Genomic DNA, 15,750 nt, shown 5'->3' with positions numbered 1-15,750 from the left:
GAGAGGATCGTCAGCCTTGCTGGCGCAGCCAATAGAACTGATAGCCGCTCAGCACGATGCCGCCGTCGAACTGGGTGGGGGCGGCACCGGTGTAGAGGTCGGTGAGAGTGCAGTGGCTGTTGAAGCCTGGATTGGCGCCATGGCTGAGGCCCTGCTGCATGCCATGGCGGCACAGATCGCTCAGCTCCACCTGCTGTGGGCTGGCATCGAAGTTGGCCAGCACCACCACGCTGTTGGCGCCCTGCTGACCATCTGAGCGCGCATAACAGAGCACGTGATCATTGGCCACGGGCAGCAGTTCGCGGTTGTTGAAGTCGGCGAAGGCGCTGGTCTGCTTGCGGATGGCGATCATGCGCTGCATGGCCGTGAAGATCTCGAACTCCACCGTGCCCGGCTTCTTGCGTTGCTCGGCCTGCTGCCAGTTGATCTTCGGACGGTGCACCCAGCGGCTGTCTTCGTGCTTGTCGGGGTCGTTGCGGAAGCTGTAATCGTTGAGCACACCAAGAGCGTCACCGTTATAGATGAGGGGGATGCCGCCGAAGGAGAGGATCACCCCATGCAGCAGCAGGATGCGATCAATGGCCTGCCGGGTCAGTCGCGCATCCTGCCGCTCCAGAGCGGCTTCGAGCCCCACCAACGAAGCCAGCGAGCCACAGATGCGCGCGTCGCCGGTAGCCTCGTTGCGCATGAAGACCAGGCCCCGGGCGCTGTCGTCGTAGTGGCCGGTGAAATAATCCACCAGGAACCTGCGATGTGCGGAGGGGTCGTAACCCGCTGCCCTGATATCGCTGTCATTGAAACCGAAGCCGATATCATCATGGCAGCGCACATAATTGAGCCAGGTGGCACGATCGAGCTTGCTGGGCAGGCTCTTGATCCCTTCCCGTAGCAACCGGGTGTTCTTGGTGGCGATGCCATCCCAGAGCAGGGCCATCAGCGTGGCGTTGTAGGCGATCTCGCATTCCTTGGCCACGATGGCATCTTCACCGAAATACTTGGCCACCTCCACCGGCGCCACGATGGCCTCAGCGATGAACAGCACCCCAGGGGCCGTCACCTGGCAGCAATCCTTCAGCAGCTGCAGGATCAGGTGGGCCTTGTGCTCGTTCTGACAGGAAGACCCTATTTTTTTCCACAGGAACGCCACCGCATCGAGCCGCAGCACATCCACGCCCTGATTGGCCCAGAAGAGCACGATATCCAGCATGGCGATGAACACAGCCGGATGGCTGTAATTGAGATCCCACTGATAGTCGTGGAACACGGTCATCACCCAGCGCTGCATCTCCTCGTTCCAGGTGAAGTTGCCTGGATCGGTTTCAGGAAAGATTTCCGGCATGCTCTGCTCAAACAGATCGGGGATACGCCGATCTGCGAACGTGTAGTAATACTCCTGATGCTCGAGATCACCCTGCTTGGCCATCAAGGCCCAGACGTGCTCATCCGAGGTGTGGTTCAGAACGATATCCAGCACCAACAGGATGCCATTGGCACGGAACTGCTCCGACAACGCCTGGAAATCCGCCAGATCCCCCACACGGCCATCAATTCTGCGAAAATTGCTGACCGCATAACCGCCGTCGCTCTTGCCCACGGGACATTCCAGAATCGGCATCACGTGCACCATGTTGATGCCAAGCTCCTGGAAATAACCCACCTTCCGGCTCAGATCAGCCAGATCATCAGCAAAACCGTTGGTATACAGCGCCATGCCCACCCAGCGCTGAGACAAGAACCAGTTATGATCGGTTTCCCGATTGATGTCCAACCGTTCAGATTCAGGTGACCGGTCGACATAGCCCATCGCCATCGTTTCAACCAGCTTCAACATCTGATCGGCGAAGTCGTCGCGATGGCCGTAAAGCGTGGAGAAGAGCGAGTGGATCGCAAAGAAGTTAGCCCCCAGCCGTGTATAGAAGTGCCGCAGATCCTGGCGGCGAATCTCCGGCTTCAGATCATCGAGGATCGCATTGAGAAGCGAATGGGAAATCTGTTCATACATGGCCGAAACAAGAAGCAGCGAAACGAGAGGCAGCGAAACAGGACGGCATCAGTGCCGGGCACTGGCGAAAGCGAAGCTGTGCCGGCCGTGCGGTCATGAGCCGGAGCAGCAGCGCTGGGCAGGGCCGCAGGAGCTGGGGGTTCGTTGGCCTGGCGAAAGAACAGAACGTGACAGCAACCGAATCACCCTCGGTGCTGTCAGATGGGAGGCAGCCTGCTGGTAGCAGCAGTTGGCTGAGCGCAGTGCATCGTTGCCTGGATGAACGCTAGAGCAGCGCGACCAAGGGGAAGCCGTCACAGCTGATCGGCCGCCAGGCCGGAGCAGCCTGGGCACCACAAAAAGCAGCGTTGGCGCCAGCGGCGGCAGACGGCATCCAGCCGAAAGGCCTGGGCGGCTCACGACTGCTGCAGCCAGTGGGCCACGCCGGGATGGAAGTGAGCCACACCTTCCAGAAGGCCGGCGCTGTAGTGACCGTTCATGCCCATGAAGCCACCGCGGGCGAGATAAAGCGCCTCGAGATGGCCGCTGCGGCCCGCGGCTGCCGTGGCCTCCGCGATCACCGCGGGGTGGGCGTTGGCCACCAGCACGGCGGGCACCGCGCTGGCCAGAAGCGGCAGGTCATTGCCACTGTCGCCGGCAAACACCGTGTGGCTGAGATCGAAGCCGGTGCGCTGCATCAGAAACTCCAGAGCGTGCCATTTGGTGGCACTGGCAGGACACACATCCAGCAGCCCCGTGCCCTTCGCTTCATCCACGCTGTAGATCCAGCTGCAGGCGGCGCCGTGGCCGGCCAGGCGCTCCAGCATCAGCAGCTTCAACGCCTCCAGGTCGACACCCAAAGGCACATAAAAGCTGAGCTTGCAGGCACTCTGGCGATCACTCTCCTGCAGCACAAGCTGGGGAAGATCCTCAAACAAAGCCTGCAGATCAGCAGACACACAGCCAGGCCAATCGCGGCGGATGTGCTGCTGCCATGCCGCGCAGGGCTGCCAATGGCCACGATCAAGCTGGTCGAGGCGGCTGCCCACATCACTGATCACCCACTGGGCTTCAGGGAGCGCATAGGTGGTGATCGCCTCCTCCACCAGGGCCCGATGACGGCCGGTGACATACGCCAGCGTGACCTCCGCGCGCGCCGCCAGCCGTGCGAAGAGAGGGCGCGCCAGAGGCGATTCCTCGGCAGCTCCGTTGGGCAGCAGGGTGCGGTCAAGATCGGTGGCGATCAGCAACCGCGCCAAGGGCGAGACAGACCTCACGCCACGGAGCAGCTCATGCGCTGGAAGAAGTTGTAGTGATGGATCGCATCAAGAATGCCCCAGGAATGGGCGCCAGCGGCGAAATACACCTGCTGCCATTCGCTGAGATTGGCGAGCTCCTCCTGGTGCCGGTTGGCCACCACCACCCCCAGCGTGTTGCCGCGCAGCATGTCCTCGTCGCCACCGGAGCCACCGGTCACGAGGATCTGCTCCAGGGGAATCTCATACTGGCTGGCCACGTAGCGCAAGGCTTGACCCTTGGACGCCCGTGCCGGCACGATGTCGAGGTATTGCCCGAAGGAATAAGTGGCATTCACGGAAAGCTCCTGCTGATGCAGCAGACCATGAATGTCTTCAATGGGAGGAGCGTGGGCGGCGTCGTAGTAATAAGAAAGCTTGTAGCGGCTCTGCTCACTCTTGGGCTGCAGTGTGAGGCCGGGAATTTCATCCATCACCCGCTTGAGCACCTGGGGAGTCCAGGCATGGTTGATGTGCCGGTTCCAGGCCACATCGGTGAACAACTGGCCGGTGTAATAGATCTCCGTCCCCAGGCTGGTGATCAGAATGTCGGGAGCTGGGATGGCCTTTCGCTTCAGCAGCATCAGCACTGAATCCAGGCGCCGCCCCGTGGCGACGCCGAACATGAAGGCACGGCGGTGCGCCGTGATCACCTTCACAAGTGCCTCGAGTCCCTCGTCATCGCCGAGCAGGGTGTTATCCACCGCGGTGAAGATAGCGCGATCAAACGACTGGCGGATTCTGCCGCTGGCGGGGGGGCGCTCCGGTGGACGGTGCTGCTCAATGATCGGTCGGATCGCCGTGAGGTAACGGCTGGCATGCGCCTCCCAGGAGTAGTACCGGGCGATGTTGATCAGCCCCTGCTGGGAATAGCGGGCCCAGAGCTGGGGATCCTCAAGAATCGCCAGCAGCGCTGAGGCAATCGCGACGCGATCGGTGGGATCCACGAGCAAGCCATTGCGGCAGTTGCCGAGGATGTCCACAGGGCCGCCGTTATCCGTGGCCACCAGGGGCAGCCCGCTGGCGGCGGCCTCCAGCAACGTGAGGCCGAAGGGTTCGGTGAGCGCCGGGTTCACGAACACGCCCCTTGAGGCCGTGGCCGATCGATAGATCGCCGGCACCTCCGAGGATTGATGGTGCTTGGGCAGCGCCACGACTCCATAGAGATCGAGCGCATCGATCACCAGCAGGATCTCCGTGAGCACATGCTGGGCCCCTTCATGGAGTTCCCGGATGTCGTCGCGGTTGCCCATCACGATCACCAGATTGGCCAGCGCCTTCAAACGCGGCTCCTGGCCGAAGGCCTCCAGCAGGGCAATGATGTTCTTGCGCTCATCCGCCCGGGAGAGCGCCAGGATCATCGGCTTGGTGGGATCGGCAAGAAACTTGTTGATCTCCTGCTGGATGGGCGACGGATCGGCGGCGGCAGGCTCCGGGCTGGGCGGAAAGAATTGCTGGAGGTCGGTGCCGGGCGGAATCACCGCCATCTTCTCGGGCGTGTAGTAATCGTAAAGTTCGTATTGGCTTTCAATCTCATTCCGCGTGCTCGTGATCACCAGGCTCGCGTGGCTGAGGGTATCTTCCTCGGCGCTGATGCGCTCAATCATGTGATAGCGGGCTTCGATCTGTTCAATCGCCATGCCCACAGCCAGCAGGCGGCGGGTCTTATCACGCCCGAGTGAATGGCCTGTGTGCACCAGCGGCAGGCCGGTGAGGTTGGCGAGCCGCACGCCCACATATCCCGCATCGGCGTAATGGGTATGGATCAGATCGGGCCAGCGCGGCTGCTGCTTCAGCCAGGCATGGAGGGTATCGGCGAAGTTGCCGAGATAGGGCCACAACTGCTCCTTGGCGATGTAAGCCTCTGGCCCCGCCGGCAGGCGCACGATCCGGCAGTGCTCCCCCAGGGGCTCGATGGGCTGCGCATAGTCGTCGCTCACGGCGGCATCCACCACCAGCCGCGTGACCAGATCCACCTGCTCCACATGCGGCTGCTGCGCCAGTGCCTTGGCCAGCTCGACCACATATTTGGTTTGCCCACCGGTGTCCGCATCACGCCCCAGCTCGAGCTGCTGGCCGCGGATCAAGCCATGCAGGCTGATCAGCAGCAGGTAGAGGGGTCGCTCGGAAGTGCCCGGCTGCGCCGAGCGCTCCAGCCGGGTGACGGCGGCAGCGGTCTGCTGGACGGGGTGCTGTGGCGTTGCGGCCGGCGGGGCGAACTGTGGAGACGCGAGCTTGGAAGACGCGAACTGGGTGGAGGCGAGCTGTTGCAGCACAACCGGTGCGGCTGGGAGCTGCCGGGCTGTGGCCCGGCTGGAAGCGCCATCGCGATGTGGGCCTGTCGTTTGCGGCGATCCGCAGGGGTGAATCAAGGGTTCAGTGGTGCTCAGACGACAACAGACGCGAAGCGGAAGCAGAACGCATCAGAGCTCTGCAACCACCCTTAGCCACCGATCCAGATCGATGCCAACACTGAACGAGGCAGGCAGCCATGGCCAGAGCTGCTCGCCCCGACCCGGCCTGAAACCATGGAAATCAGCAGAAAGCAGGCGCCGAGCAGAATCCAGGCTGAAGTGGATGGCAGAGCAATCAAGAAGCAGAAAAGGACCGATCAAGGCACCATCTGATCCATGAGACGTCGGATCACACCAGAGCTGTCGCCAGCACGGAAGACGATCTGGCCAAGGCCATCTGCGCAAAGCGGGCAGAAGAATGCCACTCGAGCAATGCCCGCAGAACAATGCCCATAGAGCAGAACCCGTCGAGCAGTACCGGCAGACAGCCCCTCTGAGGTCAATGATCTCAACTCCTGCATAGCAGGCTCCAGTGTGATGGCAGGTCGGCAAGATTCAGCAACGCCCTGCGATTGCCACGCGCGATGCTCAACCATCAGAACCGCCGAAAAGTGGCAGCCATGAGAGACACAGAGGCCTGTGGCACTGCACACAGTTGCAGCCCTTCTTCAAGCCGAGATGATGACAAAGCTGGAACGCCCGGAACATAAGCATACCTTCTTATAATCTTTATACCATGGTTCCCCATTGTTTGTTCTTGCAGCGTCACTACCGCTGCGCAGACTCTCGGCCAGGCGCTGACCGGGCCAGCATCGGGGGAATGTCCCCGTTGGTGCCTTAGGCAATGACCAGGGACAGGCCCATCGTTCAGACCTTCGAGCGGGCGGGAACCCACAGCTCAGGACAGCCGGAAGAGCCCGCGGGCAGCCAACCAGGCGCGAAGAGCCAACGCGGCCCTGAGGCCGCCGGGGCTCCATGCCAGCACGGCCGCCGCCACACCCGCCAGAGTGGACATTCCTCAGGCGGCGGCTTGGCATGGAGCCCGGCAACGACTCTTCTGCAGCGAATGCAGCCACCCCGACGATCGGCGGCGGCTGGCCGGTGATCGACGGCTGGGCCAAGGCCACCCTCTCGCCCCGTGGCCCCCTGCTCTGGCAGACCCTCCTGCACAAGAGCGCCTGTCTCTCCTGCGCCTGGGGCACGGGCGGTCAGAACGGTGGCTTCGTCGATGAGCTGGGCGAGCCGCTGCAGCGCTGCCTCAAGAGCGTGGAGGCGATCGCGGCGGAACTGCAGCCGGCGGTGCCGGAGGGGGTGTTCGCCGAACGCAGCCTGGCGATGCTGCAGCAGCTCAGTTCGCTTGAGGCCGACCGGCTCGGCCGCCTCAGCCATCCGCTGATCCTGCGCGAGGGCCGCAGCCATTACGAGCGCCTCGGCTGGGACGACGTGTTCGAGCTGGCTGACGCCGCCTTCCGCCGCCCAGCGGAGCGGGTGGCCTCCTACAGCTCCGGCCGTTCCTCCAACGAGGCCGCCTACCTGCTGCAGCTATTGCTGCGGGCGATGGGCTCCAACAACCTGGCCGACTGCTCCGATCTCTGCCACGCCCCCTCCACCGTGGGGCTGGGCGAGGTGTTCGGCTCGGGCACCTCGATGGTGAGCCTCGAAAGCCTGCAGCAGGCCGACTGCGTGGTGCTGGTGGGCTCCAATGCCCCCGCCAACCACCCGCGGCTGATGAACGAGCTGATCCGCCTGCGTGAACGCGGCGGCAGCGTGATCGTGATCAACCCGGTGCTGGAGGTGGGGCTGCTGAAGTTCGGCTCGCCGGCCTTTCCGATCAAGTCGATGCTGCGGGGCTCGGAGATCGCGACGCTGTTCCTGCAGCCGGTGCCCGGCAGCGATACGGCCGTGTTCCTGGGCCTGCAGAAGGCGCTGCTGGAAGCGGGCCAGGTGCGCCACGACTTCCTGCGCGACCACACCGAAGGCTCCGAGGCAGTGCTGGAGCAGCTGCGCGCCACCCCATGGGAGGCGATCACTTCCTGCTGCGGCCTCAGCCGCGAGGAACTCAGCCACACCGCCGCGGTGATCGGCCGCGCCAAGGGCGTGGTGTTCGCCTGGGCGATGGGCATCACCCACCACAGCAACGGCACCATCAACGTGCACGCGATCGCCAACACGGCGCTGCTGAGCGGCAACGCCGGCAAGCCCGGAGCCGGCACCATGCCGATCCGCGGCCACTCCAACGTGCAGGGCTTCGGCTCGATGGGCGTCACGGTGAAGCTGCGGGCCGAGATGCAGCAGGCGCTGGAGCGGCTGCTCGGCCGCCCGCTCAGCCGCGTGCCCGGCTACGACACCCGCGCCCTGATCGCGGCCGCCGGCGCCGGTGCGGTGGACACCCTGCTGTGCCTTGGCGGCAACCTCTGGGGCGCCAACCCGGATTCCAGCGAAGCGAAGCAGGCCCTCGGCCGCATCGACACGATCTTCTACCTGGCCACCAAGCCCAACCAGGGGCACTTCCACGGGCTGGGGCGCCGCCGCACCCTGGTGCTGCCGGTGTTCAACCGCTTCGAAACGCCGCACGCCACCACCACCGAATCGGGCAACAACTTCGTGCGCTTCAACGATCCGGGCCGCTCACACCTGAAGCACGCCGACCTGATCAGCGAGCTGGGCTTCCTGGCCGAGCTGGCCCGGCGGCGGCTGGGCAGCGATCCAATCGACTGGGGCCGCCTGCAGGACCCCGTCTACGTGCGAGAGCTGATCGCCCGCACCGTGCCGGGCTACGGCGCGATCGCCACGATCGATGCCACCAAGCGCGAGTTCAGCGTGGCGGGGCGGGTGTTCGAGCAGCCCAGCTTCCCCACGCCGTCGGGGAAAGCACGGATGGAGCCCACACCCCTGCCGGCGCTAACGCTGCCTGAGCCGGCCCATTTCGGCGGCCTGGCGCCGGGGGAAGCGGGCCTGGTGCTGGCCCTGATCACCGCCCGCAGCTACTCCCAGCACAACACCGTGGTGTACAAGCCGGGCGATGCGTACCGCGGCATGCCACACCGCAACACCATCCTGATGAACCGGGGCGATCTGGCCCGCTGCGGCCTGCGCGCCCACCAGCGCGTGACCGTGCAGGGCGAAGCCGGCGCCCTCAGCGACGTGGAAGTGATTCCCGGCGAGATCCGCGCCGGCGCCGGGCTGATGTTCTACCCCGAGGTGAACGCGATCTTCCGCGCCGCCATCGATCACCGCAGCGGCACGCCAGCCTTCAAGCGGGTGCCGGTGCTGGTGCGCAGCGGGCCTGTCGCCACCGGTTAGGCCGACGATGGCGCCAGGCGCCACATCAGCGGGTGCGTCGGCAGGGCCCACCCCGTCGATCCACCACACAGGGCAGCGGGCGCAATGCCGTCACCGCCGGATCCAAGCTGGCTCCCAGCGACGGGGTGCATTGTCGCCGGAGCTTGGTGGTGGTAGGCCGCTGCAGCGGTCCCGTTCAGGCCAAGCCATCACGCCGTCCATCCCCCGCAGAGAGGCATGCTCCGGCAGCGAACGCCAGACCCGTCGCCGCGGCCACCAAGGCCAGCAGCGGTCCGGCGGCAACGGGTCCGTCACTGGTGAAGACCATGCTCAGCAGGGCGCCAGCGGCTCCCGCCCCCCCCAGCACCAGGCCAGCGCCCAACCCCGCGCTGGTGGCGGGCAGGGTGGCCAGGGCCGCGGCTGTGAGGCTGGTGGACACGAGGCTGTGGGCCAGACCCAGCAGCGGCAGCAGGGCTGGGCGCAAAACGGCTGGGCCAAGCACCATGAGGGCGAGCAGGGCCGCCAACGCGGCCAGGGCGATCCTCAGGCTGCGTTGCCTCCCCCAGCGGCTCACCAGATGACCTCCCCAGGGGGCCACCAGCGCCGAGACGATCAGCACGGCTGCCACCAGGTGTCCGCCGGAGGACAGCGACGACCCACCCAAAGGCACCCGGGGCAGGAGCGTCAGCAGACACGTTGTGACCACACCCACGGCAAGGGCCATGGCCAGCAGGTGCAGGGCCTGGCGGGGCGGAACTCGCACGGCAATGGCGGGCTCCCTACGTGCAGGAGGAAACGGCGGCAACCATCGCAGCACGACGAGCCCCAGGCCCAGCACGGCTGCACCCAGGGTGAAGGTGAGGGCTGGCCCCAGCCGCACGGCCGCGGCGGTGAGCGGAGCTTCAAGGGCTCCCAGCAGCCCCTGCGCACAGGTCAACAGCGCCGCGACGCGTGGCAACTGGCGCAGGGGGGCCGCCTCATGCAGCACCGCCAGTGCCGGGCTGGCCGAGCTCTGGACCGCCACAATCCAGGCCACCATCACCAGCGGCAGCAGCAGGCTGCCGGCGGGGATGCCGCGGTTCAACAGACCTACCACCCCAAGAAAGATCAGGCCGGCCACCAGTACCGCCACACTCACAGGCAGCAGCCGGCCCCGTGCGCTCGGGTCGCGGCGGTCGGAAAGCCAGCCCGTCAACGGTTCAATCACCAGCCCCATCACGCCGGGCAGTAGGGCAAAGGGGAGCAGTAGCCGGCTGAATCCATGGCTGCTGAGCAGGGCCGGCTGGTAGGCCCTGTAGATCATCCAGCCCAGCAGCAGGGCCATCTGCAGAGCCACCACGCCCCAGGCCAGACGCCAGTGGATGGAAGCTGAAGGTCCGGTGCTCATGGCCGCCAGTCGGGCTGGCTCCCATGCAGGGCGGCCAGGTCTGGGGGCCGGCGCAGGGCTGTCACCGCCGCGGGCAGGGGCGCCACGAACACATGCGGATCGGTGCGCTCACCGGGGCAGACCGCGGCGTGGGCCAGCACGATGGCAGGAGACTCGGATCGGGTCGCCAGTTCCACGCGATCGCCGCGGGTATCGCGTGGATGCCCACCGAAACCGGGCGGCGCTACCCCGTTGACACCGCGCAGCGCGAAGGGCGGACCGTCGTCATGGGGGGGGAGGCGCTGTTCACCGAAGCCAGCCAGGATCCCGCTTGACCGCAGCAGCTTCGCCAGGTGATAGCTCCTGGCGAAGCTGCGCTGCTCAAGCACTGCTGAGGCCATAAGGGGGTCCATGGGCGTGGGTCTCAATGGGGTCTCCATGGCGCTCGATTCATTCATGCTCAGAGTCCAGTGAGGGGCCAAGCGCGGGTGGAGGCGATCAAGGCCTCGTCGGAAAGGGCTTCGCTGCGGCGCACCTCCGCCTGGCGTGACTCCGCCACGGTGCGCAGCAGAACCTCCCCCATGACCTCCCGCAACACCTGACTGGCCTCCAACGCCAGCAGCGCCTCCGAGAGCGTCTTGGGCAGCCGCGGCGCTTCGGCTGGGGGCACCGAGGCGGGATCGCCGCTGAGCGGCGGGCGCAGGACCCGGGGGTGCCGCAGGGCGTCCTGCGCCACCCCAAGCACCGCGCCCATCAGCAGATAGGGGTTGGCGCTTAGGTCGGCCACCTTGAGTTCCAGGTGGCCGGGCTCGCCCCCGCCGGCCGGCACCAGCCGCAGGGCCGCCTCCCGGTTCTCCACCCCCCACACCTGAAACGGTGCCGCCCAGCGGCCTGGTGCCAGCCGCACATACGACACCGCCAGGCCGCAGGCCAGGGGCATCAGGGCAGGCAACTGCTCCAGCAGACCCGCCAGCAGCGCCTCCCCCCGTGCCGTGAGGCCGGCGGTGCCCGGACCGCCACCGAGGAGCGGCACGCCCTGGTCCGCCACGCTCAGATGCAGGTGGCCGCCGTTGCCCACCAGATCAGATGTCACCACAGGGGCAAAGCTGGAGATCCAGCCGAAGCGGCGGCTCACCTGCTGGATCACCAGACGTGCCGCCACGAGGCGATCAGCGGCCTCGAGCGGGGTCGCCGCCGCCAGCGACAGTTCAAACTGGCCGGCGCCGTACTCCGGATGCAGCTGCAGCCAGGGCAGCTCGGCCGCATCGAGAGCCTCGGCCACGGCCGTGAGGTAATCGAGCCCCTGCACCAGGCGATCGGCGCCGTAGGGACCGCCCATCACCGCCGGGGTCCAGCCGCCGGCCTCACCGCCCGGTTGGGGCAGTCCCACCATCCACTCGATCTCGAAGCCGGCCAGGGCGCTCAGGCCGGCCGCGGCGAAAGACGCCTGCTGCCGGGCACAGAAGCCGCGCTGATCGAGGGCATTGATCCCACCGCTGCGGTCGTGCCGCACGCCGGGAGCCCAGGCCCAGCCGGAGGCCGGATAGAAGGGGCGCAGGGCCGTGAGATCGGGCTTCAGGCGCAGGTCACCATCTGGCCGGGCCAGGCTCTGCTGCGGATCGATCAAGCCCGTGGCCCCGAAGGCATCAGCCACTGGTGAAAAGCCCACTCCCTGGTTGGCCACCAGCACCAGCCGCTCCAGCGGCACCCCCTTCACCAGCACCGAGCCGGCGTGGTTCACAAAGGTGATCGCCAACCGGCGCAGGCCGCGCTCCAGCAGCTCGGCCATCTGCAGAGCGGCATCGTCGTCTGCCACGTCACGACTGGCGATGGGAGGGGGGAGGTCCGGCACGGCATGGCAGCCACGGGCCCGGAAATCATTGCCCGATTCGGCGCCACAGGCCATCGTGGTGGCCACAGCCCCGGCTTCCTTGGCTCCCGCAGCCCTGCTCCTGGTCGATGTCCAGAACGGCACCTGTGGGCCGGCGGCTGGTCGTGCGGGCAGCGCTGAAACCAGCCGGCTTTCCCCATCGCCCCGGCCGCCCGGCTTCGACGCCCACTTCCAGGCGGCGGTCCTGCCTCGGCTGGAGCAGGCGCTGGACCATGCCCGCCGGGGCGGCCTGGAAGTGATCCATACCGTGATCGCCAACCTCACCGCCGATGGCCGCGACCGCAGCCTCGACTACAAGCGCTCGGGACTGGGTTTCGCGCCGGGCAGCTGGGAGGCCCAGGTGATCGCCCCGCTGGCACCGCTGGCCGATGAGCTGGTGCTGCCAAAAAGCTCCTCGTCGCCGTTCAACTCCACCAACCTCGATTACCTGCTGCGCAACATCGGCATCACCGAGCTGGTGGTGGCGGGCCTGCTCACGGATCAGTGCATCGACCACACCGTGAAAGATGCGGCGGATCGCGGCTACACCGTGACCTGCCTGATCGACGCCTGCATGGCCGAATCGGCCGAGCGCCACCGAGCGGCGCTGAGCTGTTTCCGCGGCTACGGGCGGCTGTGCACGGTGACGGAATTCATCGCCGTATCCGCCTGAAGCCAATACTTGCAAGCCATTTCCTTGCTGCAAGCCATGCCCTAACTGGAAGCGATGTCCTTGCTCGTGTGGCTGTATTGGCTATCACCTGGTGCAGAAATCGAACTGGAAGAGGGAGATGGGCCACCCCAAAGATGAGCCCCGGGCAAGGCAGCAACCGAGCACATCGTCCTGGACATATGCTCAGGATTCCTTTCGTTCTCAGTCTTTCGTTTCGCACGTGGCGTGGCATGCCATGACTGGTCGCGACGCTGATTCCATCCTTGCCGCCCTGCACTGACTGGCTGCTGGGCGGAAGGCATCGGCTCGCTGACGCGAGGCGGCAGAGACCGGCATGGCCATCGTGATGAGCGAGCTGAACAAGCGCCAGAACCGCAAGCTGCTTGTGGCCGATGTGACGCTCAACCGCTAGAGCTGCACCAGCTTCAAGCTCCGCAATCCCTGCACCCTCGACAGGGCGCTCACCCCCCGAGATAGGCCATTTCGGCGTGGGGGCGCTGCGCGCCCTCCAGCGTCTGCTCCTGACGCTCCTCGCTGTAGCGGTCGCGGCGCGCCCGCCACTGGCCGCTCAAAGCGGCGCCCAGGCCGGCCGGATCCGGGCCGGGCCGCAGCCAGGGCTTGAGATCGAGGCCAGCGGCGGCGAACAGGCAGCTGTAGGCCACCCCGTCGGCGGTGACACGCAGGCGGTTGCAGTCGCCGCAGAACGGCGCCGAGATCGAGGCCACCACCGCCAGGTGGCTGCCACCCGGGCCGCCGCTGCCACCGCCATCGCGGTAGCGCCAGCGGGCAGCGGTGCCATGGGCGCTGCGGCCCACCGGCTCCAGGGGCCAGCGTTCGCCGATCCGCTGCACCATCTCCTGGGCCGGCAGCACCTGCTCGGGCGCCCAGCCGTTGCGGTTGCCCACATCCATGTATTCGATCAGCCGCAGCTCGATACCGCGCTGCCGCGCCAGGGCCGCCAGGGGCAGCAGCTGGTCGTCGTTGCGGCCGCGGGTGATCACGGCATTGAGCTTCAGCGCCCCCTCCGCCGGATCGAAGCCTGCCGACTGGGCGTGATCAAGGGCCGCCAGGATCGTGGCCAGGGCCCGATCGCCGGCCGCCGAGCCGCCCCGCAGCCCGCCCATGCGAGCCACGCTGGCGCCGTCGGTGCCATCGAGGCTCACCGTGAGCCGGTCAAGGCCGGCCTGCCGCAGCCGCTGGGACCGCTCCGCTGTGAGCAGCAGGCCGTTGGTGGTGAGAGCGATCGCCTCGAGCCGCGTTGCGCCCGCCGCCTCTCGCAACGGCCGCAGCGCCGCCACCAGGGCCTCCACGCCGGGGTGCAGCAGCGGCTCGCCGCCGGTGAGCCGCAGGGTGCGGAAGCCGAGCGCCGCCGCCTCGCTCACCAGCAGCACCCGCTCCTCGAGGGTGAGCAGCTGCGGCGGGTCCTGGGCGTCCGGGCAGCAGTAGGGGCAGGCCAGGTTGCAGCGGGCCGTGAGCGAGAGGCGCAGCACCCCGGGGGGGCGGCCCAGCCGGTCACGCAGGGGTGGGGCGCCCGCTGAGGCAGGCGGCAACGGCGAGGAGGGCCCGGTCATCGGCTCACCCTGGCGGAATGCTCTGGGAACTGACGAGCCAGGGGCCGGGCCAGGCCGCCGGTCTGTTGCAGTTCCGCAACGCCGCCGCCGGCAGCGGCACGGGCCGGTGCCCACGCCGCTGCAGCCAGCCCAGCAGGCGCCGGTCACCGGCCGCGAGATACAGCCGCAGGGCGGCGCGGTTGGCCGCCGTGGCCGGATAGATCCCCAGCAGCGGCTGATCCCGACGTCCGTCATGGGCGGTGAGCAGGGTGCCGGCGGGAACGGCCGTCCCGCCTGCCTCTGTGCCACCTGCCTCCGTGCCGCTTACCTCCGTGCCGGCCGCGATCAGAGCCTCCAGGGTGGGCCGATCGAGCCAGGGCATGTCCACCGGGCAGAGCAGCAGGTGGTCGCCGGGGTAGCGGTCCATCAGGCGGGCGAGGGCCGTGAGCGGTCCGTCCCAGGGGGGCGGTTCATCGATCACCTCCACCGGCGCCGGGGCCAGCAGGCGATGGGCGCGGTGGCGGCTGAGCAGGCAGACGGGCCGCTCCAGGCTCAGCAGCAGCCGCAGGCTGCGCTCCAGCCAGGTGCCGCCCTCGGGATGGGGCAGCAGCGCCTTGTCAGTGCCCATGCGCCGGCTGCCCCCCCCGCTCAGCAGACAGCAGCGCAGGGGGGCTGTGCTCATGCAGGGGGGGGCACCAGGGCCAGTCGCTGCTGCACGAAGCCTGCCACGCAGGCGGCGGCGGCCTCCCGCTCGCCATCACGGAACAGCTCGTGCAGGCTGCGCTCGAACCACACCACCTGCTGTTGCTCAGCCGGGCTGCCCAGTTCCTGCAGCAGGATCGCCACCGACGCCGGCGCCACCACCGGGTCGCGGCGGCCCTGCAGGATCAGCACCGGGGCCAGCACCGCCGTGAGGCGGATGCGGGTGTGGCGGATGAAATCGAGCAAGGTGGCGATCGCCCCGATCGGCGCCCACACGTAGCTGGTGTCGCCGGCGGCCAGGGCCGGATCGGCGTAGCGCTTGCGCAGCGGCCAGCGCGGCAGCACAGCCAGGATCAGGGGCGTGAGCGGGGCCAGGGCCCCGCCTGGGGCCAGCGGGGAGGTGAGCTGGATCGGCGCCGACGCCAGCACCACGCTGTCGATCAGGGTCGGGTGGTCGGCGGCGAGCTGCAGGGCGATCAGCCCGCCCATGCTGTTGCCCACCACGATCACCCGCTCGGCCCGGGTGCACAGCTCCTCCAGGGCGGCATTGGCTGCCGCCATCCAGGCGGGCCAGGTCACGCCCCGCAGCGCCTCGGGGCTGGCACCGCCATGGCCCGGGAGGGTGGGCAGAGCCAGGGGTACACCGAGCGCTTTCAGCGGGGCCACGAGCACGCGCACGGAATCCGGGCTCCCCGCGAATCCATGCAGCAACAGCACACCGAGGGGGGTCAGGGAGA

Annotated in this window: 11 protein-coding genes; 2 read left to right on the top strand and 9 right to left on the bottom strand. The window is 67.3% G+C overall.

Features of this window, described 5'->3' with window-relative positions:
• Positions 1-10: 10 nt before the first annotated feature.
• The 3 genes from KBY86_RS12115 to KBY86_RS12105 all read right to left on the bottom strand — a co-directional run bounded on the left by KBY86_RS12115 (position 11) and on the right by KBY86_RS12105 (position 5,552).
• Positions 11-2,002, bottom strand: coding sequence for an alpha-amylase family protein (locus KBY86_RS12115; RefSeq protein WP_255141227.1), 1,992 nt, complete (start codon positions 2,000-2,002; stop codon positions 11-13).
• 395 nt (positions 2,003-2,397) lie between these two features.
• Positions 2,398-3,258 (bottom strand): HAD-IIB family hydrolase, encoded by an 861-nt coding sequence (locus tag KBY86_RS12110; RefSeq protein ID WP_255141226.1) that lies wholly within the window; start codon positions 3,256-3,258, stop codon positions 2,398-2,400.
• Positions 3,255-5,552: an HAD-IIB family hydrolase gene (locus KBY86_RS12105; protein ID WP_255141225.1), complete on the bottom strand. Its 2,298-nt coding sequence runs from the start codon at positions 5,550-5,552 to the stop codon at positions 3,255-3,257. The genes KBY86_RS12110 and KBY86_RS12105 overlap by 4 nt, the downstream gene beginning before the upstream one ends.
• A 1,053-nt stretch (positions 5,553-6,605) precedes the next feature.
• Between KBY86_RS12105 and KBY86_RS12100 the strand changes: the two genes are divergently transcribed.
• The gene (locus tag KBY86_RS12100; RefSeq protein WP_255141223.1) at positions 6,606-8,873 is read left to right on the top strand and encodes an FdhF/YdeP family oxidoreductase; all 2,268 of its coding nucleotides are present in this window, start codon (positions 6,606-6,608) and stop codon (positions 8,871-8,873) included.
• 175 nt (positions 8,874-9,048) lie between these two features.
• Here KBY86_RS12100 and KBY86_RS12095 read toward each other — a convergent pair whose 3' ends face one another.
• The 3 genes from KBY86_RS12095 to KBY86_RS12085 are packed head-to-tail and all read right to left on the bottom strand — an operon-like array spanning position 9,049 to position 12,136.
• Positions 9,049-10,239, bottom strand: a complete 1,191-nt coding sequence (locus KBY86_RS12095) for an MFS transporter (protein WP_255141222.1) — start codon at positions 10,237-10,239, stop codon at positions 9,049-9,051.
• The gene (locus KBY86_RS12090) at positions 10,236-10,619 is read right to left on the bottom strand and encodes a hypothetical protein (protein ID WP_255141221.1); all 384 of its coding nucleotides are present in this window, start codon (positions 10,617-10,619) and stop codon (positions 10,236-10,238) included. Before KBY86_RS12090 ends, KBY86_RS12095 begins: the two co-directional genes overlap by 4 nt.
• A gap of 59 nt (positions 10,620-10,678) precedes the next feature.
• Entirely contained in the window at positions 10,679-12,136 is a 1,458-nt protein-coding gene (locus tag KBY86_RS12085; RefSeq protein WP_255141220.1) for a glutamine synthetase, read from the bottom strand.
• 13 nt (positions 12,137-12,149) lie between these two features.
• Between KBY86_RS12085 and KBY86_RS12080 the strand changes: the two genes are divergently transcribed.
• Positions 12,150-12,761, top strand: a complete 612-nt coding sequence (locus KBY86_RS12080) for a cysteine hydrolase family protein (RefSeq protein ID WP_255141219.1) — start codon at positions 12,150-12,152, stop codon at positions 12,759-12,761.
• A gap of 461 nt (positions 12,762-13,222) precedes the next feature.
• Here KBY86_RS12080 and KBY86_RS12075 read toward each other — a convergent pair whose 3' ends face one another.
• Genes KBY86_RS12075 through KBY86_RS12065 form a run of 3 tightly spaced genes read right to left on the bottom strand, consistent with a single transcriptional unit; the run spans position 13,223 to position 15,730 of the window.
• Positions 13,223-14,332 carry a GTP 3',8-cyclase MoaA gene (locus tag KBY86_RS12075; protein WP_255141218.1) on the bottom strand — a complete coding sequence of 370 codons (1,110 nt, stop codon included), beginning with the start codon at positions 14,330-14,332 and terminating at the stop codon, positions 13,223-13,225.
• Positions 14,333-14,336: 4 nt separating this feature from the next.
• Positions 14,337-14,993 carry a molybdenum cofactor guanylyltransferase gene (locus KBY86_RS12070; protein ID WP_255141217.1) on the bottom strand — a complete coding sequence of 219 codons (657 nt, stop codon included), beginning with the start codon at positions 14,991-14,993 and terminating at the stop codon, positions 14,337-14,339.
• Positions 14,990-15,730, bottom strand: coding sequence for an alpha/beta fold hydrolase (locus KBY86_RS12065; protein ID WP_255141216.1), 741 nt, complete (start codon positions 15,728-15,730; stop codon positions 14,990-14,992). The genes KBY86_RS12070 and KBY86_RS12065 overlap by 4 nt, the downstream gene beginning before the upstream one ends.
• Positions 15,731-15,750 lie beyond the last annotated feature (20 nt).

The sequence above is a fragment of the Synechococcus sp. Lug-A genome (assembly GCF_024345655.1).
GTDB lineage: Bacteria > Cyanobacteriota > Cyanobacteriia > PCC-6307 > Cyanobiaceae > MW101C3.
This window is presented reverse-complemented; position numbering and strand designations above follow the sequence as displayed.